This window comes from Mesorhizobium sp. Root554 (assembly GCF_001427025.1).
In the GTDB taxonomy this organism is placed as follows: domain Bacteria; phylum Pseudomonadota; class Alphaproteobacteria; order Rhizobiales; family Rhizobiaceae; genus Mesorhizobium.
Genome location: NZ_LMGA01000001.1, coordinates 1,535,677 through 1,561,147, shown reverse-complemented (window position 1 = coordinate 1,561,147; position 25,471 = coordinate 1,535,677). Strand labels below are relative to the sequence as shown.

26 protein-coding genes and 1 riboswitch are annotated in these 25,471 nt (G+C 64.6%); of the genes, 17 read left to right on the top strand and 9 right to left on the bottom strand.

The window, feature by feature from the left end; genetic code table 11:
- Positions 1-768: a cobalt-precorrin-6A reductase gene (locus tag ASD44_RS07510; protein ID WP_056115639.1), complete on the top strand. Its 768-nt coding sequence runs from the start codon at positions 1-3 to the stop codon at positions 766-768.
- Here ASD44_RS07510 and ASD44_RS07505 read toward each other — a convergent pair.
- The 8 genes from ASD44_RS07505 to ASD44_RS07470 form a co-directional block, all read right to left on the bottom strand.
- Complete coding sequence (locus ASD44_RS07505) at positions 735-1,496, bottom strand: precorrin-3B C(17)-methyltransferase (RefSeq protein ID WP_056110320.1); 762 nt, start codon at positions 1,494-1,496, stop codon at positions 735-737. The genes ASD44_RS07510 and ASD44_RS07505 overlap by 34 nt on opposite strands.
- Positions 1,493-2,257 (bottom strand): precorrin-2 C(20)-methyltransferase, encoded by a 765-nt coding sequence (locus tag ASD44_RS07500; protein ID WP_056110318.1) that lies wholly within the window; start codon positions 2,255-2,257, stop codon positions 1,493-1,495. The genes ASD44_RS07505 and ASD44_RS07500 overlap by 4 nt, the downstream gene beginning before the upstream one ends.
- Complete coding sequence (locus ASD44_RS07495; RefSeq protein ID WP_056110316.1) at positions 2,254-2,886, bottom strand: precorrin-8X methylmutase; 633 nt, start codon at positions 2,884-2,886, stop codon at positions 2,254-2,256. The genes ASD44_RS07500 and ASD44_RS07495 overlap by 4 nt, the downstream gene beginning before the upstream one ends.
- Positions 2,883-4,196, bottom strand: a complete 1,314-nt coding sequence (gene cobG, locus ASD44_RS07490; RefSeq protein WP_056110313.1) for a precorrin-3B synthase — start codon at positions 4,194-4,196, stop codon at positions 2,883-2,885. The genes ASD44_RS07495 and cobG overlap by 4 nt, the downstream gene beginning before the upstream one ends.
- A complete protein-coding gene (gene cobN / locus ASD44_RS07485; protein WP_056110311.1) occupies positions 4,193-7,645 on the bottom strand; it encodes a cobaltochelatase subunit CobN in 3,453 nt (1,150 codons plus the stop codon). Before cobN ends, cobG begins: the two co-directional genes overlap by 4 nt.
- Positions 7,646-7,657: 12 nt before the next feature.
- On the bottom strand, positions 7,658-8,689 hold the full coding sequence (gene cobW / locus ASD44_RS07480; RefSeq protein WP_056110310.1) for a cobalamin biosynthesis protein CobW: 1,032 nt from the start codon (positions 8,687-8,689) through the stop codon (positions 7,658-7,660).
- 1 nt (position 8,690) lies between these two features.
- Complete coding sequence (locus ASD44_RS07475; RefSeq protein ID WP_056110308.1) at positions 8,691-9,074, bottom strand: DUF1636 family protein; 384 nt, start codon at positions 9,072-9,074, stop codon at positions 8,691-8,693.
- Positions 9,075-9,151: 77 nt separating this feature from the next.
- Positions 9,152-9,354: riboswitch (cobalamin riboswitch) on the bottom strand.
- A 62-nt stretch (positions 9,355-9,416) separates the two neighbouring features.
- Complete coding sequence (locus ASD44_RS07470) at positions 9,417-10,349, bottom strand: DUF930 domain-containing protein (RefSeq protein WP_082542553.1); 933 nt, start codon at positions 10,347-10,349, stop codon at positions 9,417-9,419.
- Positions 10,350-10,493: 144 nt separating this feature from the next.
- On the opposite strand from ASD44_RS07470, the gene ASD44_RS07465 reads away from it, so the two are divergent.
- A complete protein-coding gene (locus ASD44_RS07465) occupies positions 10,494-11,042 on the top strand; it encodes an NADAR family protein (RefSeq protein WP_056110303.1) in 549 nt (182 codons plus the stop codon).
- 2 nt (positions 11,043-11,044) lie between these two features.
- Here the strand turns inward: ASD44_RS07465 and ASD44_RS07460 are convergent, their stop codons facing one another.
- Positions 11,045-12,262, bottom strand: coding sequence for a winged helix-turn-helix domain-containing protein (locus ASD44_RS07460; protein WP_056110301.1), 1,218 nt, complete (start codon positions 12,260-12,262; stop codon positions 11,045-11,047).
- Positions 12,263-12,595: 333 nt separating this feature from the next.
- On the opposite strand from ASD44_RS07460, the gene ASD44_RS07455 reads away from it, so the two are divergent.
- The 15 genes from ASD44_RS07455 to nuoK all read left to right on the top strand — a co-directional run bounded on the left by ASD44_RS07455 (position 12,596) and on the right by nuoK (position 25,470).
- Entirely contained in the window at positions 12,596-12,961 is a 366-nt protein-coding gene (locus ASD44_RS07455; RefSeq protein WP_056110300.1) for an NADH-quinone oxidoreductase subunit A, read from the top strand.
- On the top strand, positions 12,952-13,545 hold the full coding sequence (locus ASD44_RS07450; protein WP_056110298.1) for an NADH-quinone oxidoreductase subunit B: 594 nt from the start codon (positions 12,952-12,954) through the stop codon (positions 13,543-13,545). Before ASD44_RS07455 ends, ASD44_RS07450 begins: the two co-directional genes overlap by 10 nt.
- A 6-nt stretch (positions 13,546-13,551) precedes the next feature.
- The gene (locus ASD44_RS07445) at positions 13,552-14,154 is read left to right on the top strand and encodes an NADH-quinone oxidoreductase subunit C (protein WP_056110296.1); all 603 of its coding nucleotides are present in this window, start codon (positions 13,552-13,554) and stop codon (positions 14,152-14,154) included.
- A gap of 35 nt (positions 14,155-14,189) precedes the next feature.
- Positions 14,190-14,576, top strand: coding sequence for a four helix bundle protein (locus ASD44_RS07440; RefSeq protein ID WP_056110294.1), 387 nt, complete (start codon positions 14,190-14,192; stop codon positions 14,574-14,576).
- 46 nt (positions 14,577-14,622) lie between these two features.
- Positions 14,623-15,813, top strand: a complete 1,191-nt coding sequence (locus tag ASD44_RS07435; protein ID WP_056110293.1) for an NADH-quinone oxidoreductase subunit D — start codon at positions 14,623-14,625, stop codon at positions 15,811-15,813.
- Positions 15,810-16,775, top strand: a complete 966-nt coding sequence (locus ASD44_RS07430; RefSeq protein ID WP_056110291.1) for an FkbM family methyltransferase — start codon at positions 15,810-15,812, stop codon at positions 16,773-16,775. The genes ASD44_RS07435 and ASD44_RS07430 overlap by 4 nt, the downstream gene beginning before the upstream one ends.
- Before the next feature lie 21 nt (positions 16,776-16,796).
- The gene (locus ASD44_RS07425; RefSeq protein WP_056110289.1) at positions 16,797-18,083 is read left to right on the top strand and encodes an NADH-quinone oxidoreductase subunit E; all 1,287 of its coding nucleotides are present in this window, start codon (positions 16,797-16,799) and stop codon (positions 18,081-18,083) included.
- A gap of 10 nt (positions 18,084-18,093) precedes the next feature.
- On the top strand, positions 18,094-19,398 hold the full coding sequence (nuoF, locus tag ASD44_RS07420; RefSeq protein ID WP_056110287.1) for an NADH-quinone oxidoreductase subunit NuoF: 1,305 nt from the start codon (positions 18,094-18,096) through the stop codon (positions 19,396-19,398).
- Positions 19,395-20,060: a trypco2 family protein gene (locus ASD44_RS18340; protein WP_156459805.1), complete on the top strand. Its 666-nt coding sequence runs from the start codon at positions 19,395-19,397 to the stop codon at positions 20,058-20,060. Before nuoF ends, ASD44_RS18340 begins: the two co-directional genes overlap by 4 nt.
- 141 nt (positions 20,061-20,201) lie before the next feature.
- A complete protein-coding gene (locus ASD44_RS07415; protein WP_244478733.1) occupies positions 20,202-20,693 on the top strand; it encodes an NADH-ubiquinone dehydrogenase in 492 nt (163 codons plus the stop codon).
- A 62-nt stretch (positions 20,694-20,755) separates the two neighbouring features.
- Positions 20,756-22,837, top strand: coding sequence for an NADH-quinone oxidoreductase subunit NuoG (nuoG, locus tag ASD44_RS07410; RefSeq protein ID WP_056110285.1), 2,082 nt, complete (start codon positions 20,756-20,758; stop codon positions 22,835-22,837).
- A gap of 3 nt (positions 22,838-22,840) precedes the next feature.
- Positions 22,841-23,884, top strand: a complete 1,044-nt coding sequence (nuoH, locus tag ASD44_RS07405) for an NADH-quinone oxidoreductase subunit NuoH (RefSeq protein ID WP_056110283.1) — start codon at positions 22,841-22,843, stop codon at positions 23,882-23,884.
- Positions 23,884-24,375: an NADH-quinone oxidoreductase subunit NuoI gene (gene nuoI, locus ASD44_RS07400; protein WP_056110281.1), complete on the top strand. Its 492-nt coding sequence runs from the start codon at positions 23,884-23,886 to the stop codon at positions 24,373-24,375. Before nuoH ends, nuoI begins: the two co-directional genes overlap by 1 nt.
- A gap of 164 nt (positions 24,376-24,539) precedes the next feature.
- Positions 24,540-25,160 (top strand): NADH-quinone oxidoreductase subunit J, encoded by a 621-nt coding sequence (locus ASD44_RS07395; protein WP_056110279.1) that lies wholly within the window; start codon positions 24,540-24,542, stop codon positions 25,158-25,160.
- A 1-nt stretch (position 25,161) separates the two neighbouring features.
- Positions 25,162-25,470 (top strand): NADH-quinone oxidoreductase subunit NuoK, encoded by a 309-nt coding sequence (nuoK, locus tag ASD44_RS07390; protein WP_056110277.1) that lies wholly within the window; start codon positions 25,162-25,164, stop codon positions 25,468-25,470.
- Position 25,471 lies beyond the last annotated feature (1 nt).

Below are 25,471 nucleotides of genomic sequence, written 5' to 3'. Positions count from 1 at the left end.
ATGACCCACCGCATTCTGATCCTGGGCGGAACCACCGAGGCGCGACAACTGGCGGGGCGGCTGGCCGCGCGGGACAATTGCGCCGTCACCCTGTCGCTGGCCGGACGCACGGAAAGTCCTGTGGAACAAGGCGTGCCGGTGCGCAGCGGCGGTTTCGGCGGCGCGGACGGGCTGGCCGCCTATCTGCGAAAGACTGCTACCGATCTGATGATCGACGCGACGCACCCTTACGCGGCGCGCATTTCCGCCAACGCGGCAGAGGCTGCCGCAAGGTCCGGCGTCGCGATCCTGGCGCTGCGGCGGCCGCAATGGGAGCCGGTCGGCAGCGATCGCTGGACGCTGGTGGACGATGGGGCGGGCGCGGTGCGCGCGCTGGGCGGCGCGAGACGCCGCGTTTTCCTCGCGCTCGGACGGCAGGAGGTGGCGGCGTTCGAAGCCGCGCCGCAGCATTTTTATCTCGTTCGCAGCGTCGATCCGGTCGATCCGCCGCTGGCGGTGCCGGAGGCGGTCTACATGCTGGCGCGCGGGCCGTTTGCCGAAGGTGACGAGCGGGCTTTGCTGGCGCAACACCGCATTGATGCCGTCGTCTCGAAGAACAGCGGCGGCGTGGCCACCTATGGCAAGATCGCCGCGGCGCGGGCGCTGGGCATCGAAGTCGTCATGGTGCGACGGCCGCTCCTGCCGGAGGCACCGGCTGGGCAGAGCGTGGACGATCTGATGGCCATGGTCGATCATCACTTCGGCCCCGTCGCGGAGCGCGGCGTATAGACCAGGGCCGCCTTGCCCGGCCGCTCGATGATGCGGGTTTCGGGCGAGCCGATGATGACGCAGGTCGCCATGTCGGCGCTTTCAGGCTTCGCCTCCGCGAGCGGCACGATCTCGATGCGCTCATCCGGGCGGCCGGCGGCGCGGCCGAAGATGACCGGCGTCGTGCCGGGCAATATGGCCGAGAGGCATTCGAAAGCGCGGCCGAGCTGCCAGGGCCGCGCCTTGCTGATCGGATTGTAGAGCGCGATGACGAAGCCGGCGCCCGCTGCCGCCAGCAGCCGCAATTCGATCAACTCCCATGGCTTGAGATTGTCGGACAGCGACAGGGCGCAGAAATCGTGGCCGAGCGGCGCGCCAATGCGGGCGGCGACCGCCAGCATGGCGGTGACGCCGGGGACCATCGCAACCTCGATCTCGCGCCAGGCTTCCGGCCCGATCTCGATTGCCTCGCAGATCGCGGCGGCCATGGCGAAGACGCCGGGATCGCCGCCGGAAACCACCGCTACCGAATGGCCTTCGGCGGCTTTGGCAAGAGCTTCCTTTGCCCGTGCAAGCTCCTCGCGGTTGTCGGAGGCGATGCGCGTCTGCCCGGCGTCGAGGTCGAGCCGGTCGAGATAGGGCTTGTAACCGTAGAAGAAACGCGCCTCGGCGACGGCGCGGCTCGCCTCCGGCGTCACCTGATCGGCGTTGCCGGGACCCAGTCCGATGACGGCAAGCCGGCCGCTCATTCGGCGCTCTCCGCAAGTGCGGCGTTCGGCTTGCCCGTCCAGCCGGCAACCAGCACGATGGCGAAGTAAGGCGCCTTGTCGTCGCTTTTCTGCGCCAGGCGGATCGAGGTGCTGCCGGTCATGGTGCCGCGCTCGACATAGACGGCGTCGCGCAGCTTGCCGGCGGCTTCCAGCGCGCGCCTGATCTTGGGCAGATTGCGCCCCACCTTCATGATGACGGCGGCGTCGGTATCGGCAAGGCGGCGGGTCAGCTCGAACTCGCTCATCGTGCCGGGCAGGACGCTCAGCACATCGTCGCCCTGCACGATGGGCAGGCCGGTTTGCGACCAGCAGCCGGACATGGCGGTGACGCCGGGGATCACCTCGGTCGGGAAGCGGTGCGCCAGCCGCACATGCAGGTGCATGTAGGAGCCGTAGAAAAGGGGGTCCCCTTCCGACAGCACGGCGACCGTCCGCCCCGCCGCCAGGTGCGCGGCGACCGCCTCGGCGGATTCTTCGTAGAAGGCGAGGATCTGTGCCTTGTAGTCGGCGTGGTCCTTGTCGATTTCGGTGGTTACCGGATAGAGCAATGGCAATTCGATCACATCGGGCCGCAAATGGCCGGCGACGCTGGCGCGGGCATTGCCATTGTTGCCGCGCTTGGCGAAATTGGCGACGACATCGGCCTCGCCCAGCGCGCGCACCGCTTTCAGGGTGATGAGTTCAGGATCGCCGGGGCCGGTGCCGACGCCGATGAGTCGGCCTTGAACGATGACATTCATAATCCCGGCCTCGCCAAAGCGTTGAGGGCGGCGGCGGTCATGGCGCTGCCGCCGAGCCTGCCGCGTACGATGGCCCAGGGCACGCCATAGGAATTTTCCGCCAGCGCGTCCTTGGATTCGGCGGCGCCGACGAAGCCGACCGGCATACCGACGATGGCGGCGGGTTTCGGCGCGCCGTCGCGCAGCTTTTCCAGCAGATAAAACAGGGCGGTGGGCGCATTGCCGATGGCGACGATCGCGCCCGCCATGCGCTCGCCCCACAGGTCGAGCGCAGCGGCGGAGCGGGTGTTGCCGATTTCCGCGGCGATTTCGGCGGTGCGCGGATCGCGCAGCGCGCAGATCACCTCGTTGCCGGCAGGCAGGCGGGCGCGGGTGACGCCATGCGCCACCATCTCGGCATCGCAGAGGATGGGTGCGCCGGCTGCGAGCGCGGTCCGCGCGGCGCTGACGAAATCGTTGGAGAAAGCGAAGCTGGCGGCGGCCTGGACCTGGCCGCAGGCATGGATCATGCGGATGGCGACATCCGCCTCGGCCTGCGAAAAGCGCGACAGGTCGGCTTCCGCGCGGATGATGGCGAAGGAACGTTCGTAGATGGCGTTGCCGTCGCGGATATAGTCGTAGGCGGTCATGCTCGGTCCTGTGTGAAGGAGGCGACGATGGTTTGCGCACCCAGTCGCGCAAGGCAGGTTGCGCTCGTCTCTCCGGCCATACGGTTGTTCCTCACCAGCCCTGCTACGCGGCTGAGGCCCGTCGCGGCTTCATAGCGCGGCGTGTATCCGGCCGGAAGGTCCCTTGCCGCTCCCTCGACGACAAGGCCGGCCCCGTTATCGCCGCCCACCAGCGTGAGCGCGGCAGCGGCGGGATGAGCACAGCCCTTGGCGCAGCCGGAGACATGCAAAGCGAGGGAGCCGTCGAAGAACTCGGGCGCGGCCTGCGCGAGTTCCGTGGCGATGTCGCGGGTGGACAATTGGCCGGAAGCGCAGGAGGGGGAGCCCGGGCAAGCGGATATGGACAGGCGCGGGTCGGTAGGATCGGTGACGAAGCAGAGATGCGCGGCTTGCGCCAGAAGGATTTCGCAGTCGGGTCTGGAAAGGCCAAGCAGGATCAGAGCGCGGCGCGGGGCCGGGCGGATTTCGGTCACGCCGAGATCGCCGGCCTTCCGCGCCAGGTCGATCAGCGTTGCGGCGGGCAGGCTGCCGAAGGGCAGGGCGAGGACAAGGGCGAAGGTGGAATCGCCGAGCGGGAGGATGCCGATGGGCACGTTACCTTCCCCTTTGCGGGGGGCTACCGACGCTTCCCATGCGGGGGGTGATAAATCGCGCGCGCGTGCCTCGGGCCCGATTTCGGCGACAGCGTTCAAAATACGGAGCGCGGCGCCGGAGGCGTCGTCTTCGGCGAATGTCCCTAGCGGTTTCGCTGTCGCCGCAGTTCCACCAGTCGATACATGCCAGGCTGTTCCATCATTCCGGCGGATCGCAACCAGCCGAACGTCGGCCAGCACATCGTCCAATGTCAGCCGGCCGCCGCCATCGACGACGACCGAGACTTTCGGGCCGAGCCGCGCTGAAAGTCCGGCGGTGGCTATGCCAAGGCGAATGGTTTCAGCCAGCGGGCGCGGGTCGGCAATTTCATCCGGATCGATCCCGGCAAGCGGGCCGGTTTCCACGGGGACGCCCGTTCGGACATCTATCCTCAGCGCATCGACTTCGGCGGCGAGCTTATCGGCGGCGGAGGGCGTCAGGCCGCGAATCTGGATCGAGCCGCGCGCCGTCACCTCGACGATGCCGTTGCCATGGCGGGCGGCCGATTCGCAGAGTCCGATCAAGGCGTTGGGGGCGAGTCCTCCAGCAGCGGGGTTGAGCCGTACCAGGAGGCCATCGCCGGTCTGCATCGGTGCGGACAAAGCGGGGCAGGCGCCACGGCGCGAGAAAGCGTTCACTCCGCCGCCTCCGCAGGTCTGGCGCTGACGCCGAGCGACATGGCTTCGGCGATCAACGCCGCCAGATCGTCATCGACCGAATTGCGCAGCGGGTGCCAAAGCCCGCGACGGCGCGCGGATTGGAACCGTTCGGCGATGACCCTTGCCGCCGCCGGATTTTCCTTGAGAAGGAAGGCGCGGACCTGCGGGTCGCCGAGATAGGCGTCGTGCAAGGTCCCGATCAGGCCTCCGGGGATGGCGTGGGTGGTTTCGGCAAAGCCGACGAGACGGTCGACGGTTTCGGCGAATTCGGATGCGCCGCGCGGACCGTGGCGCATCTGGCCGGCAATGAAGCGCTTGTTGACGGCGCGCGCTCGAACGACACGCGCCACGGCTTCGGAGACGGAGCGCGGCTTCGGACGAGCCGGGTCGGTGGTGTCGAGCACGATGACGTCCGCCTTGCCGCCGAGGGCCGCCACGGCCGCGGAAAAGCCGCCGATGAAGGCCACGTCGGCCGAGCCTTCGAGGATGTCGAGGCCGGGATCGTCGCCGGTGTGGACGAGCAGGTCGGCCTCGGCAATGCGGTTGGCGAAGGCGTCGGGAGCAGGCGTTCCAAGTCCATCGACGCCGCCGTAGCTGTGCGATGTGGCATCGAGATAGGCGCGACCCAATTCTTCGCGCTCGTCCCAATTGCCACCGGACAGCAGATCTTCGATGCCGGCGCCGTAGGTTCCGGGCGATGAGCCGAAGATGCGCGGTCCGGGCCGGCCTTCGGCGCGGGTTTCAGCCGCCAGCGGATTGTCGTGCGCGTCCTCGTCGCGGCTGGCGACCGCATTCGCGGCGGCGTCGATGAGCGCGATCTGGGTCGGGAACATGTCGCGGAACAGGCCGGAAATGCGCCAGGTGACATCGACGCGCGGCCGGCCGGTGGCCGCCGGGGGCAGCACCTCGATGCCGGTGACGCGGCCCGTCGCCGGGTCCCATTGCGGGCGGCAGCCCATCAGCGCCAGCCCCTGCGCGATCTCCTCGCCGCCGGTGCGCAGCGAGGCCGAGCCCCACAGGTCGATGACCAGCGAGCGCGGGTAATCGCCATGCGCCTGCATGTAGGCGAGCACGATCTCGTCGGCGGCGGCCTTGCCGAGGTCGAAGGCGGTCGGCGTCGGCATGGTGCGCGGATCGGCGGTGAACAGGTTGCGCCCGGTGGGCAGCACATCGGTTCGGCCCCGCGCCGGCGCACCGGACGGACCGGCGGCGATGTGGCGTCCGTCGAGCGCAGCAATGAGGTTGGCCTTTTCGGATGCCGCGCTTTCGATGCGCAGCGGGTCGGCCTCGTTTTCGGCCGCGCGGCCGTAAATGTGCAGGCCATCCTTGATGGCGAAGTCCTTGAGGTCGCAAAGCCAGGCATCGATGCGGCGCAGGGCCTCGTCCGGCGCGTCGGTGCGTGCGACGCCGGCCTCGGCAGAGAGCCCGGTCTTCGCCGCGGTCTCGACGATCAGCTTGGCCAGCCGGTCGCGGCGGCGGCGGTCGAGGCCATCGGCTTGGGCGTATTCATCCACCAGACGTTCGAGCATCTGCTGGTTCTCGTCCAGACCGGCGGCGGCCAGCGGTGGCGGCAGGTGTCCGAGCGTCACGGCGGCGATGCGGCGCTTGGCCTGCGCCGCCTCGCCGGGGTTGGAGACGATGAAGGGATAGACGACCGGCAGGGAGCCGGCGACGATCTCCGGGTAACAGTTTCGGCTCATGGCCACGGTCTTGCCGGGCAGCCATTCCAGCGTGCCGTGCGCGCCGACATGGACAAGCGCGTGGATGTCGAGCGCTTTGCGCAGCCACAGGCCGAAGGCGAGAAATTCGTGGCGCGGCGGAACGGTCGGATCGTGATAGTCGGCGCGGCGGTCGGCGGAGCGGCCGCGGTCCGGGGCGAGGGCGACGGTGATGTTGCCGAAGGTGGCGGCGCGGAAGAAGAATTTATCCTCGTCCTCGTGCAGGGAGCCCCATGCCGTCTCAACCCCGTCACGCGCCGCGTCGGGCAGTCCGGCAAAGTGCCCGGAATAATCAGCGACGGGCCATGACGCCGATCCTTGCTCAAGCAAATCCAGCAGCGCACGCGGCGATTGCGGAATCCCGTCAATCGCATAGCCCTGTTCCTTCAGGTCGTGGAGCATGGCGAGAACGGAGGTCGGGACATCCAGGCCGACGGCGTAGCCGGTGCGGCCGGGTGCGCTCGGATAGTCCGGGATCAGGATTGCGATGCGGCGCTCGGCTCGAGGCGTATCCTGCAGCCGCGTCATGGCGGCGATACGCTCGGTCACCTGCTCGACGCGGTCGGGTTCCGGCTTGTTGGCGAAGGCGCGGAAGCCGAGCGCCGGGTCGATCTCGCTTTCGGCTTTGAAGGAAATTGCGCCGGCAAGGATGCGGCCGTCCAGTTCCGGCAGCACCACATGCATGGCGAGGTCCGCCGGCGCGAGTCCGCGCTGGTTGTTCTCCCAGGCATCGCGGCGGGTGGTGGCGACGATGATTTGGAAGACCGGCACGCCGGCGCGGTCGAACAGGGTCTGCGAGCCGGGCTCGGCGCCGGATGCGAAGGCAGTGGCGGCGACGATTGCGGCGGGCTTCAGGTCGGCCAAGGCGGTCTCGACGAAGGCGAGCGAATCGGGGTCCTTGAGGCTGGACACGAAGATGGGAACCGGCGCGAGGTCTTTTCGGCGCAGCGCTTCGGTCAGCGCGTCGATGGGCGCGGCATCGGCGGCCAGGAGCATGGAGCGGTAGAAGAGGATGGGAATGAGGGGGGCCTCATTACCCTCTCCCTTGGGGGCAGGGTCGGCGCACAGCGCTGGGGTGGGGGAGTTCGACAGGTCGATTGATCCACCCCCACCCGGACCTCCGGTCCGACCTCCCCACAAGGGGGAGGTAGAAGTGCCCAAGCCCGGCCAATAATATCCCGCTTTCGGCACTTCCACCGGGTCCGTCAGGTCGCTTTCATAGCCGGCCAGCTTCGACAGATGGCGCACCAGCGCCTTCATATTGTCGGGGCCGCCCTGCCGGAAATAAGCAAGCAGCGCGGTGAGTTCTTCCGGCGGCAGGGTCGATGCCTCGACGAGGCGTGGGTCCTCGCCACGGTCTTCGCCGGGCAGAAGCGCCAGCTTCACGCCGTGCTCCCGCGCGATCGCCGCCAGCCGGTCGCAGCCGTAGCGCCACCAGTCATAGCCGCCGAGGATTCGAACCAGGATCACCCTGGCGTGGCGGGCGACGCTATCGACCCAAAGGTCGACAGACATGGGATGGCGCAGGTCGCGCAGAGCCGCGAGCCGCATCGGCGCAAGGTTTGCCGCGTCGGTTTTCCACGCCGCAGCCATGCCCGCCAGATCGCTGTCGGTGAAGGACAACGCCAGGACATCGGCCGGCTTCTGCTTCAGATCGACCGGCTCGGCGATGTCGTCGAGCGAAGCGGATGTGGTGGTCAGGATGTGCATCAGCGCACTCTATCACCCCACCAGTATCTTCTCGATCGCCGGGCGGTTCAGGCCCTTCAAGCCGATCACCACGAGGCGTGAGCGGCGGTCGTCCTGCGGCGTCCAGGCGCGGTCGTAGTAATGATTGACGCGCGGCCCGACGGCCTGCACCAGCAGCCGCATCGGCTTGGCGTCGACGTCGACAAACCCCTTCACGCGCAGGACGTTCTCCTCTTCCGCCGCCTTCGAGACCCGCGCCGCCAGTTCGTCGGGGCTGGCGATGGAAGGCAGTTCGATGACGAAGGAATCGAAATCGTCGTGCTCATGGTCACCCATGCCGTCATGGTGGCTCTTGCGGTTCTCGATGTCATCCTCGACGGCGAGGCCGAGACCGAGCAGCACGGACGGATCGACCTTGCCGTGGGCGGTCGGCACGATCTTCACCGCGCGCGAAATGTGTTCGCCGATGAGGGTGTTGGCGCGTGCCGAGCCGGCGGCGTCCATCAGGTCGCTTTTCGACAGGATGATGAGGTCGGCGCAGGCGACCTGGTCCTCGAACACCTCCTCGACCGGGTCGTCGTGATCGAGCGTGCCGTCCTGCGCCCGCTGCGCCGCCAGCGCATCCATGTCGGAGGCGACGCGGCCCTCCGCCAGCGCCGGCCCGTCGACCACCGCGATGACGCCATCGACGGTGACGCGGCTTTTGACGCTCGGCCACTGGAACGCCTGCACCAGCGGCTTCGGCAGGGCGAGGCCGGAGGTCTCTATCAGGATATGATCGACCTTGGGCGTGCGCGACAGGATCTGGTCGAGCGCCGGGACGAAATCGTCGGCCACCGTGCAGCAGATGCAACCATTGGCCAGTTCGACGATGTTTTCCTCCGGGCAGGATTCGACGCCGCAGCCCTTGAGGATTTCGCCATCGACGCCGACATCGCCGAATTCGTTGACGATGAGGGCGAGGCGCTTGCCCTTGGCGTTTTCCAGAATGTGGCGGATGAGCGTGGTCTTGCCGGCGCCGAGGAAGCCGGTGACGACGGTGCAGGGAACGCGTGTGGCGGTCATGTCAGTCCTTCAGAAGGTCGAGGGGAGGGATGCGGGCGACGAGGCCGCGCTTCAGGGAATCGGGACGCCCGCGCCACGGGATCAGCCCATCGGTGGAGGTGGCGAACAGCTTGGCACCGGCGATCAGGTCGGGGCCGCTGTCGGCGGACAGGTCGCCAAAGACATAGCTCCAGCAATCCTTGCGCAGGATGGCGGCTGAGAGCCGGCGCTTGCAGTTGCCGAGGCACTCGACCGTGCGGATGCGGATGTTGTCGTTGACGGCGGCGCGGCGGACGTCCTCGGCCAGAAGTGAACCGGCGCGGGGGTGCGCATCGGAGCCGGTCTCGTCGCGGCAGGTCGAGCAGACAAGTATGGTGACGTCGCGCAGAGAATCGACAACGGACATATCCGCGCCGTCATCCGGTAAAATGCCGTCCTGGTCCAAATCGTGCTCCTTGCCCGGGACACCCGCCGGACGGTCGGATTCATCTTCCTTGCGACGGCAGGTCTCCTGGCTTGCGGGTCGTCGCCATGGTGCCGCCTTCCCGGGAAAATCCCAGTGGTTATCGGCCCTGGCTCGTCGCTCACAGTTGCGGGGACAGCCGCGGATTTGGGATTTCGCCCGCACCGCATTCCCTCTTAGCTCCTTCCCGTGGAGGAAGGAGACCGTTGCAGGGTCGATTTAGGCTGGCGGGGGGAGGGAAGTCAACGCGTGCTTGCGACATGCCTTGCCGGTCGCGGCGTGGTGTTATCTTGTCGGCAAGCCAAGCCTTTGCCATTCGCTGCGCGGGATCAGCCCGCCGATGCGGAAAGCAAAGGACTCCACTCTCGTGACATTCGCGTCGACTTCGCACCGGTAGCTCAAGGCGCGCCATTGCCCGCCGACGCGGAAGGCGGCGCCGGGAACATCGAGGGTGGTGCCTTCCTTCAGCCGGAAGGACGGCAGAAGGTCAGGGAAATAGGGCGGTGAGGCTCTGTACAATTGCTCGCGCAGTTCGGTGACGCAGAGCGTACCACCGCGAACGTCGCGCGGCACGCCGCGCATCGCGGTCGTCGCCACCGGGTCATCAGTCGCCGAACGGGAATACAGTTTTTTGACGTCCTGAAGTTTCGGCGCCTTCCGGGGTTCGGCGATTTCAGCGGGTTTGGGTGTTGGCTTTTGTGTTGCCGTTTGTGGCAGCGATGGTGAAGCATCCTTTTCGACCGCGATGACAGCCGGCGGCTCGACCGGCTTCTCGTTTTGGCTCTCCGGCTTTTCGGGATTCTCCTGATCCGTCGCCTTCGTCGAGCTTTCTTCGGCGCTGTCACCATCCAATGCCTTTCGCGGACCGGCATCCTTCTCGCCGAACTGGACGACGGGGTTGAGCCTGCGGATGGGCTGTTCCGGGGCTGGCGTCGGCGGTTCGACCTGCGCTTCCGGAGGCTTTTCGGGCTTCGGCGTCTCGGGCCTGGGTTTTTCAGGCTTAGGCTCAGGCTTTTTGGCAGGCGGCTCGGCCTTCGGCTCTTCCGGCGCTTTTTCCGGGGGCTTGGGCGGCGGCACCAGCTCGACCGCGACCGCCTGCTCGTCCTGCGGCTTCGGGAATGATTTCGGCAATCCGAAAATCAGAAGCGCGACGATCGCCAGGTGCAGGACGCCGGAAGCCGGCAAGGCCAAGCTCGATGTCCAGTGCTGATCCCGCATTTCATCCTTCATCATGACGGATGTGGAATGAAATGGTGGCAGCATCAAGCGCTTGCGGAATTTTGGGATGCACACAAGGCCACGGGCACCGCGATAGGCAGTCGCGATTGACAGGGATGCGCCCAAGACTTCAGGGTTCAACCCATGTTTTATGACCGTTCTGAACTCGAAAACGCATTCCGTGCGAAGGTCCGCCCGAAGTTTCTTTTCTTCTGGGGTCACCAACCATCAAAGCATGGTCGGATAATCGCTTCCTGTTTCAGCCAATGGTGGCCGGCACCCTTTACTGTGGAAGGCATGCGGTATCCCACTGCCGAACACTGGATGATGGCGAAGAAAGCGCTGCTTTTCGAGGATCGTGAAACCGCATCAAGGATACTGGAGGCCGGGAGTCCAAAACAGGCAAAGCAGCTTGGTCGGGAAGTGCGGGGCTTCGACGAAGAAAAGTGGGATGCCGCGAAACGGCGCATCGTAGACGAAGGCAGCTTTCACAAATTCGATCAGAATACCGCGCTCAAGGAGTTTCTGGTTTCTACCGGCGATGCCGTTCTGGTGGAGGCCAGTCCGGTCGATAGAATTTGGGGGATAGGCCTTTCGGCGGACGACAAGCGTGCGGCAAATCCGCTTCTGTGGCGCGGTGAAAACCTGTTGGGCTTTGCACTCATGCAGGCCAGAGAAAGGCTTGCTGTCTGAGGCTAGGAGGATGGCTGATCCGCTGCAACGGCCTTAAGTGCAGCCCCCAGATCGCCTGCCGGAGTGATCTCCATCCGCTCCAGCCCGAGCCAGCCCTGCATCTGCTTAAGTTCCTGCAACAGTTCGGCGGCGGTTTCGGATGGCGCGTTCGGCTGGGCGTAGGCGGCATGGACGCGCAGCACGCCGGCAGGGCGGTCGGCCCGCAGGTCGACGCGGGCGACGATGCGCTCGTTGAGCAGGAAGGGCAGGACGTAGTAGCCATACTGACGCTTGTCGGCCGGCGTGTAGATTTCGATTCGATAGCGGAAGTCGAACAGGCTTTCTGTACGGCTGCGCTCGAACACCAGCGGGTCGAACGGCGCCAGCAGGGCGCGCGCCTCGACCTTGCGCGGTATGCGGGCGTCGGGGTGCAGATAGGCCGGCCTGTTCCAGCCCTTGACCGTCACCGGCAGCAGCTCGCCTTCCTCCACCAGTGAATCCAGGGCGGTTTTTGTGTCGGCGGGCGCAAGACGGAAATAATCCCGCAGGCAGGCATAAGTGGCGACGCCATGCGCCTTGGCCGAGATGCGCAGCAGTTCGCGGTGGGCGTCCTCCAGCGATGGCACCGGCATGTCGAGGATTGCCCGCGGCAGGACGCGTTCGGGCAGGTCGTAGTAACGCTCGAAGCCGCGGCGCGAATGGGTGGTGATGCGCCCGGCCCAGAAAAGCCATTCGAAGGCGGCCTTGGCATCGCTCCAGCCCCACCAGCCTCCTTTGCCCTTATGGCCTTCCATGGCGGAGGCGGGGATCGGGCCGCTCGCCTCGACTTCCCGGTAGACTTCTTCGATGAAGGCCACTTTATCCTCGGCCCAGCGGGCCAGCCCCTTGTAGATTTCGCCGGCATCGTTCGCCCGCGCCCGCTGCATTCGCCACTGCATCAGCGGCCATGTCTCGACCGGCAGCAGCGAGGCCTCATGCGCCCAGTATTCGAACAGGGTGCGCTTGCGGCCGACGGTCGCGCTGTCCAGCAGCGACTGGGGGTAGGGGCCAAGCCGCGAATAAAGCGGCATGTAGTGGGCGCGCACCACGGCGCTGACGGAATCGATCTGCAGGAGGCCGGTGCGCGACAACACGCGTTGAAGGTGCCTTCGCGTCGGATCAGCGGCAGGACGAGGATCCATGAACCCCTGTGCTGCAAGGGCGATGCGGCGGGCGGCGGCAAGGGAAAGCTTTTGCGTCATGAGCGCCTGTCTGCGTTGCGGCGGGCAGGCTGTTCCTGCCCGATTCCGGCCGATACTAGCAGGCCGATGGCGGCAGGAGTGTCAGGAAGAAAAGTGGAGTAAAATATGAAGGAAATCAAACAGGAGCCGATGGGACCAGTTTCGGCGGATATGCCGTCCAGCAGCTCATTTTGGCCAATGTTTGACTTGCACCGGCGGGATCGCTGCGCTAACCCTCGCCGCGTTACAGCCGGGTCCTTTTTTAAAACGGTTTAGCGGTCAACCTGTCACGCTTCCGCAATCGGGTCCGGTGCTATAAATCTGGTGGACAGGCCACCGTTGGAAAGTCGGAGCATGAACGCACTCCTCAGTTCGTACCTCCCCATCGTGATCTTCATAGGGGTCGCGCTGGTGGTGGGTCTTGCGCTGTTGACGGCACCGTTCCTGGTCGCCTACCGCAACCCCGACCCGGAAAAGCTGTCCGCCTACGAATGCGGTTTCAACTCGTTCGATGACGCCCGCATGAAGTTCGACATCCGCTTCTACCTGGTGTCGATCCTGTTCATCATCTTCGACCTCGAGGTCGCTTTTCTGTTTCCGTGGGCCGTCTCGTTCAGCAAGATCGGCATGCTGGGTTTCTGGTCGATGATGGTGTTTCTGGGCGTCCTGACCATCGGCTTCGCCTATGAATGGAAAAAGGGAGCGCTGGAATGGGATTGAACGACGCTCCGTTGGCTTCGGGCGGCACGCTCGTCGCGCCGCGCCCGAAGGGGATCATCGATCCGAACACCGGCAAGCCGGTGGGCGCGAACGATCCGTTCTTCCTCGAAATCAACAATGAGCTGGCCGACAAGGGCTTTCTCGTCACCTCGACCGACGCGCTGGTCAACTGGGCGCGCTCGGGCTCGCTGATGTTCATGACCTTCGGCCTGGCCTGCTGCGCGGTGGAAATGATCCACACCTCCATGCCGCGCTACGATTCGGAGCGGTTCGGCGTCGCGCCGCGCGCGTCGCCGCGCCAGTCCGACATCATGATCGTCGCCGGCACGCTGACCAACAAGATGGCGCCGGCGCTGCGCAAGGTCTACGACCAGATGCCGGAGCCGCGCTACGTCATCTCGATGGGTTCGTGCGCCAATGGCGGCGGCTATTATCACTATTCCTATTCGGTGGTGCGCGGCTGCGACCGCATCGTGCCGGTCGACATCTACGTGCCCGGCTGCCCGCCGAGCGCCGAGGCGCTGCTCTACGGCATCCTGCTTCTGCAAAAGAAGATCCGCCGCACCGGCACGATCGAACGGTAACCGACCATGAGTGAAGCTCTCAGCGATCTTGCCGCCCACATCAAGGGCAAGCTTGGCGATGTCATCGCCGATAGCGTGTTGTCCTACGGCGAATTGGCCATCGCAGTCGCGCCCGGCGACATCGTCAAGGTGGCGACGTTCCTGCGCGATGACAAGAAATGCCAGTTCATCTCGATCATCGATGTCTGTGGCGCGGACTATCCGGCGCGCCCGAACCGGTTCGACGTGGTCTATCACCTGCTCTCGCCGAAGCAGAATCTGCGCATCCGCATCAAGGTGCAGGCGAACGAAGATACACTGGTGCCGTCGCTCACCGGTGTCTATCCGGGCGCCGACTGGTACGAGCGCGAGACCTACGATCTCTATGGCGTTCTGTTCACGGGTCATCCGGATTTGCGGCGTATCCTCACCGACTACGGTTTCGAGGGGCACCCGCTGCGCAAGGATTTCCCGCTGACCGGCTTTGTCGAGGTTCGTTACGACGACGAGGCCAAGCGGGTGATCTACGAACCGGTCGAGCTCAAGCAGGAATTCCGCAATTTCGACTTCCTGTCGCCCTGGGAAGGCACGGACTACGTGCTGCCGGGAGATGAAAAGGCGAAGCAGTGATGCGGCAGGTCGGCAATAGGCAGTAGGCAATCGGGATGGCGACTGACGGTATCATTCAGTCATATCGTGATCTAAGGGTTTGGAACGAGGCTATGGAACTGGCGGCAGATTGTTACCGTTTGACGCGTTCGCTTCCGCGCGGGGAAATGTTCGGCTTGACCGCTCAGATCCGTCGCGCCTGCGCTTCCGTGCCGGCCAACATCGCCGAGGGATACGGTCGCGAGAGCGCCGGCAGCTACGCTCAGTTTCTGAAGAATGCTCAGGGTTCTTTGAAAGAACTGGAAACGCACGTTTTGCTTGCCGTGAAAGTTGAAATGATGCCTCGCGAGGAGGCTACCGCCGTGCTGGATCGCGCCGACACGGTTGGAAAGATGCTTCGCGGACTCATCCGCTCTGTCCAGAATGCAGGGGTGTCATCGTGATCCGACTGCCGACTGCCGATTTCCGACTGCCTGAGAGGTCATTCTTATGACCGAGCACTCCGTCCGCAACTTCAACATCAATTTCGGGCCCCAGCATCCGGCCGCGCACGGCGTGCTGCGCCTCGTGCTGGAGCTTGACGGCGAAGTGGTAGACCGCGTCGATCCGCATATCGGCCTGCTGCATCGCGGCACCGAGAAGCTGATGGAGCACAAGACCTATCTGCAGGCTGTGCCTTATCTCGACCGGCTCGATTACTGCGCGCCGATGAACCAGGAGCACGCCTTCGCCCTTGGCGTCGAAAAGCTGCTCGGCATCGAGGTGCCGAAGCGCGGCCAACTGATCCGGGTGCTTTATTCCGAGATCGGCCGCATCATGTCGCACATCCTCAACGTGACGACGCAGGCGATGGACGTGGGCGCCCTGACGCCGCCGCTGTGGGGCTTCGTCGACCGTGAAAAGCTGATGGTGTTCTACGAGCGGGCATCGGGATCACGCATGCACGCGGCCTATTTCCGCCCGGGCGGCGTGCACCAGGACCTGCCGCGGCAGCTCATCGAAGACATTGGCCGGTGGATCGATCCGTTCCTCAAGAACCTCGACGATCTCGACCAGCTTCTGACCGGCAACCGCATCTTCAAGCAGCGCAACGTCGATATCGGCGTTGTGTCGCTGGCGGATGCCTGGGCCTGGGGCTTTTCGGGCGTCATGGTGCGCGGCTCCGGCGCGGCGTGGGACCTGCGCAAGTCGCAGCCCTATGAATGCTATGCCGAGATGGATTTCGACATTCCGATCGGCAAGAACGGCGACTGCTACGACCGCTATCTCATCCGCATGGAAGAGATGCGCCAGTCGGCCAGGATCATGCGCCAGTGCATCGACCTGCTGCTCGGCAAGGAAGGCACGGGTCCTGTGTCCAATCTCGATGGCAAGGTGGTGCCGCCCAAGCGCGACGCCATGAAGCGGTCGATGGAAGCGCTGATCCACCACTTCAAGCTCTACACCGAGGGTTACCGGGTGCCGGCCGGCGAGGTCTATGCCGCCGTCGAGGCCCCGAAGGGCGAGTTCGGCGTCTATCTGGTCTCGGACGGCACCAACAAGCCCTACCGGGTCAAGCTGCGCGCCCCCGGTTTCGCGCATCTGCAAGCGATGGACTTCCTCTGCCGCGGCCACATGTTGGCCGACGTCACCGCCGTTCTCGGCTCGCTCGACATCGTCTTCGGCGAGGTAGACAGATGAGCATCGCCGCGGCGAACGACATTGTGATCGATGCACGCAGCGGGCGCGTCGAAGGCGCTTCCGCCGGCGAACGCATCGCCATCACGGTGTTGCGCTCGGCCATGTTCTTCCTGAAGCCGTTCGCCAATGTCGGCATTTCCTATATCGCCCGCGCCACGCGCGCCCTGCTGCCGAGCGACCGCGCCATGCTGTTCAGGCTGACGCCGGACAGCTCCATGCGCGTCGCCTATTGCGACACCTACTGGTCGGTGCTGGTTTCGCCGGACTACAAGTATGAGCGCTCGGTGATGGCGCTGCTCAAGGCGTCGCGCGACGTGAATTACGGCTTCATCGACGGCGGCGCCAACCATGGATACTGGTCGATCCTGGTTTCGGGCGAGGAATTCGGCTCCAAGAAGGCGGTCGCCATAGAGGCGGCTGCCGACACGTTCCGCAAGCTGGACGACAATCGCGACCTGAATGGCGGCCGCTTCGCCGCGCTCAACCGCGCCATCGGCTCGAGGAGCGGCGAGCATGTGCGGGTGTACGGTGCCAAGCACGAGGCGCGCTCGATCGTGGCGCCTTCGGCCGACGCGATGCCGATCCTCGATTGCGAGACGATCTCGGTCGACGATCTGGCCGACCTGCCGGAATTCGTTGGCATCGACAAATTCGTCGTCAAGCTCGATGTCGAAGGCGTTGAGATTGCTGCCTTTTCGGGGGCTGACCGGTTGCTCTCCGGCGATGCCGTTTTTGTCTATGAGGAGCATGGCTCCGATCCGCGGCACGAAACCACCCGTCACGTTCTGGACGTCATGAAGCTCAGGGTGTTCTGGCTGGGCGAAGGGCGCGCGCGTGAACTGACGACAGTCGATGAACTCGACCGGATCAAGAAATCCCGCAGGGCCGGCTACGACATGGTTGCCAGCAGCAGCCCGTTCTGGCTGAACCGGCTCGATGCCTCGGCATCGACGGTGCACTGAGTCGGGAATCGAGGAAGCAAGATGAGTGTTCGCCGTTTAGCCGATGCCAGCGTCCAGCCAGCCTCCTTCGCCTTCAACAAGGCGAACGCGGCGGCGGCAAGGCAGTGGATCAAGAAATATCCCAAGGGCCGCGAGCAGTCGGCCATCATTCCGCTTCTGATGATCGCGCAGGAGCAGGAAGGCTGGGTGACGAAGGCCGCCATCGAATCGATCTGCGACATGCTGGAGATGCCGCGCATCCGTGGCCTTGAAGTTGCGACCTTCTACACGCAGTACCAGCTCAAGCCGGTCGGCACGCGCGCGCATATCCAGGTCTGCGGCACCACGCCCTGCATGCTGCGCGGTTCCGAAGCGCTGATGGACGTCTGCCGCTCGAAGATCCATCACGACCAGTTCCACACCACCGACGACGGCAAGCTGTCGTGGGAAGAAGTCGAATGCCTCGGCGCCTGCGTCAACGCGCCGATGGTCATGATCTTCAAGGATACGTTCGAGGACCTGACGCCGGAGCGGCTGGAGGAAATCATCGCTCTCTACGAGGCCGGCAAGGGCGGTTCGGTGACTCCGGGCCCGCAGAACGGCCGCTTCTATTCCGCGCCGACCAGCGGCTTCACCAGCCTTCAGGACGAGAAGGCGGTGCTGAAGACGACGCGCGACAAGCAGGCCAAGGAAGCCGCCAAGGCGGCTGCGCAAGTGCCGCCTTCGGATGCGGCGAAGCCGGCGACCGCCAAGGAAGAAACCAATCCGGCGCTGAAAGCCCCCGCAGCGGCGGCGGCCGGCAAGGCGCCCGCCAAGGCATCGAAGCCCAAGCCGTCCTTGGAAAATCCGTCGCCTGCCCCGGCCTTCGACAAGAAGCAGGCGGACAAGGCAGAACCGGCGGTGGAGCGCGTGGCGAACAAGCCGCGCACCCGGCCGATCTCATCGCAGGGCGCCAAAGGGGCATTCAAGGCTCCCGAAATGCTCAAGGGTGAGCCGATTGGCGCCGGTGGCAAAAAAGTCGCCGCCAAGCCGGCAAAGCCTTCGCTCGAAGACAAGAACCGGCCCGCCGGCATCGCCAGGCCGGCGTCGGTGGACGACCTCAAGCTGATTTCGGGCGTCGGCCCGAAGATCGAGGGCGTATTGCATTCGCTCGGCATCTACACCTTCGCGCAGGTCGCGGCGTGGAAGAAGGCGGAGCGGGACTGGGTGGACGGTTACCTGTCGTTCCATGGCCGCATCGAGCGCGACGACTGGGTGCGGCAGGCCAAGGCGCTCGCCAAGGGCGGGGTCGCCGAATATATCCGCGTTTTCGGCAAGAAGCCGGTCTGAGAGAGCGAACATGCTTCAGGACAAAGATCGCATCTTCAACAACATCTACGGCCGCTTCGACAAGTCGCTGGCCGGGGCGATGCGCCGTGGCGCATGGGACAATACGCCGGGGCTGATCGGCAAGGGACGCGACTGGATCGTCAACGAGATGAAGGCGTCCGGCCTGCGCGGCCGTGGCGGCGCCGGCTTCCCGACGGGTTTGAAATGGTCGTTCATGCCGAAGCAGAGCGACGGCCGTCCGAGCTATCTCGTGGTCAACGCGGACGAGTCCGAGCCCGGCACCTGCAAGGACCGCGACATCCTGCGCAACGATCCGCACACGCTGGTCGAGGGCTGCCTGATCGCCGGTTTCGCCATGGGCGCGATCGCCGCCTACATCTATGTGCGCGGCGAGTTCATCCGCGAGCGCGAAGCGCTGCAGCGGGCCATCGACGAGGCTTATGAGGCCAAGCTGATCGGCAAGGGCAACACATCCGGCTACGATTTCGACATCTATGTCCACCACGGCGCGGGCGCCTACATCTGCGGCGAGGAGACGGCGCTGCTGGAAAGCCTGGAAGGCAAGAAGGGCCAGCCACGGCTGAAGCCGCCGTTCCCGGCCAATGTCGGCCTCTATGGTTGCCCGACCACCGTCAACAATGTGGAATCGATCGCCGTCGCCCCGACCATCCTGCGGCGCGGCGCGGCCTGGTTCGCATCCTTCGGCCGGCCGAACAATGCCGGCACCAAGCTTTTCTGCATCTCCGGCCACGTCAACAATCCGTGCACGGTCGAAGAGGCGATGTCGATCCCGTTCCGCGAGCTGATCGAGACGCATTGCGGCGGCATACGCGGCGGCTGGGACAATCTGCTGGCGGTCATCCCGGGCGGCGCTTCGGTGCCGCTGGTGCCGGCCGAGCAGATCATGGACACGCCGATGGATTTCGACGCGTTGCGCGACCTGAAATCGGGTCTCGGCACGGCCGCTGTCATCGTCATGGACAAGTCGACCGATGTGGTGAAGGCCATTGCCCGGCTCAGCTATTTCTACAAGCACGAGAGCTGCGGCCAGTGCACGCCCTGCCGCGAAGGCACCGGCTGGATGTGGCGGGTGATGGAGCGGCTTGTGCGCGGCGAGGCGCAGAAGCGCGAGATCGACATGCTGCTCGACGTCACCAAGCAGGTGGAAGGCCATACGATCTGCGCGCTGGGCGATGCGGCGGCGTGGCCGATCCAGGGGCTGATGCGGCACTTCCGTGGCGAGGTGGAGCGGCGCATCGACGAGTTCTCGCGCAATGCACACAAAGCCGAACCGGTTCTGGAGGCGGCGGAATGAAGAGAATAGCTGCCGCGTTAGTAATAATAACGTCTTTAGCCTGCCCAACGTTCGCTCAGGAACGAGAATCGTCCGACACTATAGGATTGGACAATTTGATCCGGGCTGTTGTCAACGACATCAAACGTGCAGCAGCCCCGGTCGAGCAACAGGCCGTCGATGGTACAACTGTTTTTGACCTTGGCGAAACGCAGCTAGAGTTGAAGTTTACGATCGAAAAAAGCGCTTCCGGAAAAGTTCAGGCTAATTTCTGGGGAGTGGGGGCAGACGCTGGAACCGGCTTGAAGAACGAGAGAATTCAAACTGTAACCATCAAGCTTAGCCCTGCGAGGACAATGAGTTCAGATGGTAAATGGCAGCCGAATATTAAGTTCAATTCTTTTGACCCCAAAAAAGAATCCATTCTTATCCCCTCTTCCACATATGATGCGCTAAAGAAATTATCTGACATCTCGAAAACCGGAAGTGTTCCCGGTGCGGTCAATGCCACGGCTTTAGACGTGGCTACAGATGGGGTGGTGGTCAACAAGGATTCTTATTCGAGCTGGGTGAAGACCCTACAAGCTAGTGACCCTTCGGTGGCTGCCGAACTACTCAATAGCGGCGCAACGACGGTAAAGATTCCTGAGGCAAAGTTCCAGTTGGATGGCTTTGAGAAGTAAATGAACAGGATGAGTTCAAAGTTCACAACTGAGATGGCGGGCGCCGTCAATCTCTTCACGCCTCCGCTCGCCGGCGCGGCGGCAATGTCGGCGCTCGGGATCGGCTTCGCCAGCCATGCTTTCGGTGTGTGGATGGGCGCGATGGCCGGCGCCGCCGAGATATCCCAGCGCCTGATGCAGCCGATGCTGGATGAGATGCCCGGTGGGGCGCGGGATTTCGCGCCACCTGCCAAGGCGCCCGTGGCCAGGGCGCGGGATGCGGCGGAGAAGCTCATTCGAACAACGCAGGACGCGGCGGAAGGTGTGGCCAGGGAAACCCGCGGCGCGGCTTCTTCTATGCCGCCGGTGGGCGAGGGCCGAACCGGTGCCGCAGCCGCGCTGATGCCGGAGGATTTCCGTCAGCCGCAAGGCATGGAAAAACCACGCAAGCCGGACGACCTCAAGGCTATTGCCGGCGTCGGTCCAAAGCTCGAGCAAGTGCTGAACGGGTTTGGCGTGTGGACATATCGGCAGATTGCCGCGTGGAAGGCCGAGGAAATTGCCTGGATGGAAGACGCCCTGGGCTTCAAGGGGCGCATCGGGCGTGACGACTGGCTGGGGCAGGCGGCAAGGCTTGCGGGCAAGAAAAACTAAGCAGACGCCGCAGGCGCGGCGCGTGGCGAGATTGCGGGCTTTCCGCAGAGGTTCGAGACGAGATGGCAAAGCTTAAGGTCGACGGGAAAGAGATCGAGGTACCCGACCACTACACGCTGCTGCAGGCGGCGGAAGAGGCGGGCGCGGAAGTGCCGCGCTTCTGCTTCCACGAGCGGCTGTCGATTGCCGGCAACTGCCGCATGTGCCTGGTAGAGGTGAAGGGCGGCCCGCCGAAGCCGCAGGCTTCCTGCGCCATGGGCGTGCGCGATTTGCGTCCCGGCCCGAATGGCGAAGCGCCGGAAATGTTCACCAATTCGCCAATGGTGAAGAAGGCGCGCGAAGGGGTGATGGAGTTCCTGCTCATCAACCATCCGCTCGATTGCCCCATCTGCGACCAGGGCGGCGAATGCGACCTGCAGGACCAGGCGATGGCGTTCGGCGTCGATGCCTCGCGCTATCACGAGAACAAGCGCGCCGTCGAAGACAAATATATCGGCCCGCTGGTCAAGACAGTGATGAACCGCTGCATCCATTGCACGCGCTGCGTCCGCTTCTCCACGGAAGTCGCCGGCGTTTCGGAGCTCGGCCTGATCGGACGCGGCGAGGACGCCGAGATCACCACCTATCTCGAACAGGCGATGACCTCCGAACTGCAGGGCAACGTCGTCGATCTGTGCCCGGTCGGCGCGCTGACCTCGAAGCCGTTCGCCTTCACGGCGCGCCCCTGGGAGCTGACCAAGACCGAATCCATCGACGTGATGGACGCTGTCGGTTCGGCGATCCGGGTTGACTCGCGTGGCCGCGAAGTGATGCGCATCCTGCCGCGTATCAACGAGCAGGTGAACGAGGAGTGGATTTCCGACAAGACCCGCTTCATCTGGGACGGGTTGCGCACGCAGCGCCTCGACCGGCCCTATGTCCGCAAGGACGGCAAGCTGGTGGCGGTAAGCTGGGGCGAGGCGTTCGCCGCCATCCAGGAAGCGGTGTCGAAGACAACGCCGGAAAAAATCGGCGCCATCGCCGGCGATCTCGCCGCCGTCGAGGACATGTATGCTCTGAAGCTTTTGATGGCCTCGCTCGGCTCACAGAACATCGACTGCCGCCAGGACGGCGCGGCGCTCGATCCTTCGCTCGGACGCGCCAGCTACATCTTCAACCCGACGATCGAGGGTATCGAGCAGGCCGACGCCATCCTCATCATCGGCGCCAATCCGCGCTTCGAGGCCTCGGTGCTGAACGCCCGTATCCGCAAGCGCTTCCGCGCCGGTCCGCTGCCGATCGGCGTGATCGGCGATGTCGGCGACCTGCGCTACGACTACGAGATGCTCGGCGCCGGTCCAGATTCGCTGAAAGACATGGCGGACGGCAACGGCAAGTTCTTCCAGGCGCTGAAGAAGGCCTCAAAGCCACTCATCATCGTCGGCCAGGGTGCGCTGGCGCGCGCCGATGGCGCGGCGGTGCTGGGTCAGGCGGCGAAGCTGGCTTCTGCCATCGGCGCTGTCACCACCGAATGGAACGGCTTTGCGGTGCTGCACAACGCGGCCGCGCGCGTTGGCGGCCTCGACATCGGCTTCGTGCCGGGCGAGGGCGGCAAGGATGTCGCCGGAATGCTCGGCGGAGCGGACGTGCTGTTCCTGCTCGGGGCCGACGAGATCGACATGGGCAAGACCGGCGGCGCGTCTGTCATCTATATCGGCACGCATGGCGATGCCGGCGCGCACCGCGCCAACGTCATTTTGCCGGCCGCCGCCTACACGGAAAAGTCCGGCACCTATGTGAACACGGAAGGCCGTGTGCAGCAGACCAGCCGCGCCGGCTTCGCCCCCGGCCAGGCGCGCGAGGACTGGGCGATCCTGCGCGCCCTTTCGGACGTTCTCGGCCACAAGCTGCCGTTCGATTCGCTGGCGCAGTTGCGCGCAAAGCTCTACGCCGAATACCCGCATCTCGCACGCATCGACCAGATCGCGGCGGGCGATGCCGGCGACGTCGCCAAAGCGGCGAAGCTCAGCGGCCGGCTCGGCAAGGGCGCCTTCACCGCGCCGGTGAAGGATTTCTATCTCACCAACCCGATCGCGCGCGCATCGGCGGTCATGGCCGAGTGTTCGGCTTTGGCCAGGAACGGCTTCCGGCAGGCGGCGGAGTAAGACATGGACAGCTTCTTCTCCTTCTATGTCCTGCCGGCGCTGATCATCGCGCTGAAGTCGGTCGTGCTGATCGTCATTCTGCTGATCTTCGTGGCCTACGTGCTTTACGCCGACCGCAAGATCTGGGCGGCGGTGCAGCTGCGCCGCGGCCCGAACGTCGTCGGCCCGTGGGGAACGCTGCAGGCCTTCGCCGACCTGTTCAAGTTCGTGTTCAAGGAACCGATCATCCCGTCGGGCGCCAACAAGGGCGTGTTCCTGCTGGCGCCGCTGGTGTCGGCGGTGCTGGCAATCTCGGCCTGGGCGGTGATCCCGGTCAGCGACGGCTGGGCCATCGCCAATGTCAATGTCGGCATTCTCTACGTCTTCGCCATCTCGTCGCTGGAAGTCTACGGCGTCATCATGGGCGGCTGGGCGTCGAACTCGAAATATCCGTTCCTCGGCGCGCTGCGCTCGGCGGCGCAGATGGTGTCCTACGAGGTTTCCATCGGCTTCGTCATCGTCACCGTGCTCCTGTGCGTCGGTTCGCTCAACCTGTCGGACATCGTGCTGTCGCAGCATGACGGCATCGGCACGCGGCTCGGCCTGCCCAACACCTTCCTCGACTGGCACTGGCTCGGCCTGTTCCCGATGTTCGTGGTGTTCTTCATCTCGGCGCTGGCCGAAACGAACCGCCCGCCCTTCGACCTGGTGGAAGCGGAATCGGAACTGGTCGCCGGCCACATGGTCGAATATTCGTCGACGCCCTTCCTGCTGTTCTTCCTCGGAGAATATGTCGCCATCGTGCTGATGTGCGCGCTCGCCACCATCCTGTTCCTCGGCGGGTGGCTGCCGCCCTTCGACTTCGCGCCCTTCACCTGGGTGCCGGGCGTCATCTGGTTCGTGCTAAAGGTCTGCTTCGTCTTCTTCATGATCTCGATGGTGAAGGCGTTCGTGCCGCGCTACCGCTATGACCAGCTCATGCGGCTCGGCTGGAAGGTGTTCCTGCCGATTTCGCTGGCGATGGTCGTCATCACCGCCGCATTCCTCAAGATAACCGGGTGGGCATAATGGGCGCACTTTTCCAAGCCGCTGGATCGCTTCTGCTGAAGGATTTCGTCAGCGCGTTCTTCCTGTCGATGCGGCAGTTCTTCGCGCCGAAGGAGACGATCAACTATCCGCATGAGAAGGGGCCGATCAGCCCACGCTTCCGCGGCGAACACGCGCTGCGCCGCTATCCGAACGGCGAAGAACGCTGTATCGCCTGCAAGCTGTGCGAGGCGATCTGCCCGGCGCAGGCCATCACCATCGAGGCCGGGCCGCGCCGCAACGACGGCACGCGGCGCACGGTGCGCTACGACATCGACATGGTGAAGTGCATCTATTGCGGCTTCTGCCAGGAAGCGTGTCCGGTCGATGCCATCGTCGAGGGGCCGAATTTCGAGTTCGCGACGGAAACGCGCGAGGAACTCTACTACGACAAGGACAAGCTTCTGGCTAACGGCGACCGGTGGGAACGCGAGATTGCGCGCAACATGGAACTGGATGCGCCGTACCGTTGATTGACCGCCCAGCGTGAACGCGGTGGGCGACGGACAGAGATACGTGGACGGGCCGGACCGGCTCGTCTAAGGACAACGCGGCTTCGATACCGGAGGCGGATCGAGGCACAGGAAAGACCGGCGGGGCGCAGTGCGTCAGACCGGACAGGAACTCGGGGGAACCCATGCTGAACGGACTAGAGGCGATCTTCTTCTACCTCTTCGCCTTTATCGCGGTGGCGTCGGCCTTCATGGTCATCTCCGCCCGCAATCCTGTGCACTCGGTGCTCTATCTGATCCTCACCTTCTTCAACGCCGCCGGCCTGTTCCTGCTGACGGGGGCAGAGTTCCTGGCGATGATCCTGCTCGTCGTCTATGTCGGCGCGGTGATGGTGCTGTTCCTGTTCGTCGTCATGATGCTGGACGTCGATTTCGCCGAACTGAAGAGCGGCGCACTGCAATATGCGCCGATCGGCGCGCTGGTCGGACTGATCCTGGCGGCCGAGCTGATCGTGGTGTTGGGCGGCTATACCTTTGCGCCGCAGCTCGCCTCGACCGTGGCCCAGCCGATCCCGGACCTTGCCGCGCGGTCGAACACGGCGGCGCTCGGCGACATCCTCTATACGGACTACCTCTATTATTTCCAGATCGCCGGGCTGGTGCTGCTGGTCGCCATGATCGGCGCCATCGTGCTGACGCTGCGCCATAAGGAAGGCGTCAAGCGCCAGTCGATTCCGGTGCAGGTGGCCCGCAACCCGGCCACCGCCATGGAAATCAAGAAGGTCAAGACGGGGAAGGGCATCTGATATGGTTGTCGGCATCGCACATTTTCTCACCGTCTCGGCGATCCTGTTCACGCTCGGCGTGTTCGGCATTTTCCTGAACCGCAAGAACGTCATCGTCATCCTGATGTCGGTGGAGCTGATCCTGCTGGCGGTGAATATCAATTTCGTCGCCTTCTCGGCGGCGCTGGGCGATCTGGTCGGGCAGGTGTTCGCGCTGTTCGTGCTGACGGTGGCGGCTGCCGAAGCGGCGATCGGACTTGCCATTCTTGTCGTCTTCTTCCGTAACCGCGGCACCATCGCGGTCGAAGACGTGAATATGATGAAGGGCTGAC

Bases quoted from the DNA above. Each gene is read 5' to 3' on its own strand.
- ASD44_RS07500 (WP_056110318.1), bottom strand. From the start codon at position 2,257: ATGAATGTCATCGTTCAAGGCCGACTCATCGGCGTCGGCACCGGCCCC.
- nuoK (WP_056110277.1), top strand. From the start codon at position 25,162: ATGGTTGTCGGCATCGCACATTTTCTCACCGTCTCGGCGATCCTGTTC.
- ASD44_RS07465 (WP_056110303.1), top strand. From the start codon at position 10,494: ATGTTTTATGACCGTTCTGAACTCGAAAACGCATTCCGTGCGAAGGTC.
- nuoF (WP_056110287.1), top strand. From the start codon at position 18,094: ATGCTTCAGGACAAAGATCGCATCTTCAACAACATCTACGGCCGCTTC.
- nuoH (WP_056110283.1), top strand. From the start codon at position 22,841: ATGGACAGCTTCTTCTCCTTCTATGTCCTGCCGGCGCTGATCATCGCG.
- ASD44_RS07455 (WP_056110300.1), top strand. From the start codon at position 12,596: ATGAACGCACTCCTCAGTTCGTACCTCCCCATCGTGATCTTCATAGGG.
- ASD44_RS07510 (WP_056115639.1), top strand. From the start codon at position 1: ATGACCCACCGCATTCTGATCCTGGGCGGAACCACCGAGGCGCGACAA.
- ASD44_RS18340 (WP_156459805.1), top strand. From the start codon at position 19,395: ATGAAGAGAATAGCTGCCGCGTTAGTAATAATAACGTCTTTAGCCTGC.
- nuoI (WP_056110281.1), top strand. From the start codon at position 23,884: ATGGGCGCACTTTTCCAAGCCGCTGGATCGCTTCTGCTGAAGGATTTC.
- ASD44_RS07425 (WP_056110289.1), top strand. From the start codon at position 16,797: ATGAGTGTTCGCCGTTTAGCCGATGCCAGCGTCCAGCCAGCCTCCTTC.
- ASD44_RS07435 (WP_056110293.1), top strand. From the start codon at position 14,623: ATGACCGAGCACTCCGTCCGCAACTTCAACATCAATTTCGGGCCCCAG.
- ASD44_RS07495 (WP_056110316.1), bottom strand. From the start codon at position 2,886: ATGACCGCCTACGACTATATCCGCGACGGCAACGCCATCTACGAACGT.
- ASD44_RS07430 (WP_056110291.1), top strand. From the start codon at position 15,810: ATGAGCATCGCCGCGGCGAACGACATTGTGATCGATGCACGCAGCGGG.
- ASD44_RS07475 (WP_056110308.1), bottom strand. From the start codon at position 9,074: ATGTCCGTTGTCGATTCTCTGCGCGACGTCACCATACTTGTCTGCTCG.
- ASD44_RS07460 (WP_056110301.1), bottom strand. From the start codon at position 12,262: ATGACGCAAAAGCTTTCCCTTGCCGCCGCCCGCCGCATCGCCCTTGCA.
- nuoG (WP_056110285.1), top strand. From the start codon at position 20,756: ATGGCAAAGCTTAAGGTCGACGGGAAAGAGATCGAGGTACCCGACCAC.
- cobW (WP_056110310.1), bottom strand. From the start codon at position 8,689: ATGACCGCCACACGCGTTCCCTGCACCGTCGTCACCGGCTTCCTCGGC.
- ASD44_RS07470 (WP_082542553.1), bottom strand. From the start codon at position 10,349: ATGCGGGATCAGCACTGGACATCGAGCTTGGCCTTGCCGGCTTCCGGC.
- ASD44_RS07395 (WP_056110279.1), top strand. From the start codon at position 24,540: ATGCTGAACGGACTAGAGGCGATCTTCTTCTACCTCTTCGCCTTTATC.
- ASD44_RS07440 (WP_056110294.1), top strand. From the start codon at position 14,190: ATGGCGACTGACGGTATCATTCAGTCATATCGTGATCTAAGGGTTTGG.
- ASD44_RS07445 (WP_056110296.1), top strand. From the start codon at position 13,552: ATGAGTGAAGCTCTCAGCGATCTTGCCGCCCACATCAAGGGCAAGCTT.
- cobN (WP_056110311.1), bottom strand. From the start codon at position 7,645: ATGCACATCCTGACCACCACATCCGCTTCGCTCGACGACATCGCCGAG.
- ASD44_RS07415 (WP_244478733.1), top strand. From the start codon at position 20,202: ATGGCCGGCGCCGCCGAGATATCCCAGCGCCTGATGCAGCCGATGCTG.
- ASD44_RS07505 (WP_056110320.1), bottom strand. From the start codon at position 1,496: ATGAGCGGCCGGCTTGCCGTCATCGGACTGGGTCCCGGCAACGCCGAT.
- ASD44_RS07450 (WP_056110298.1), top strand. From the start codon at position 12,952: ATGGGATTGAACGACGCTCCGTTGGCTTCGGGCGGCACGCTCGTCGCG.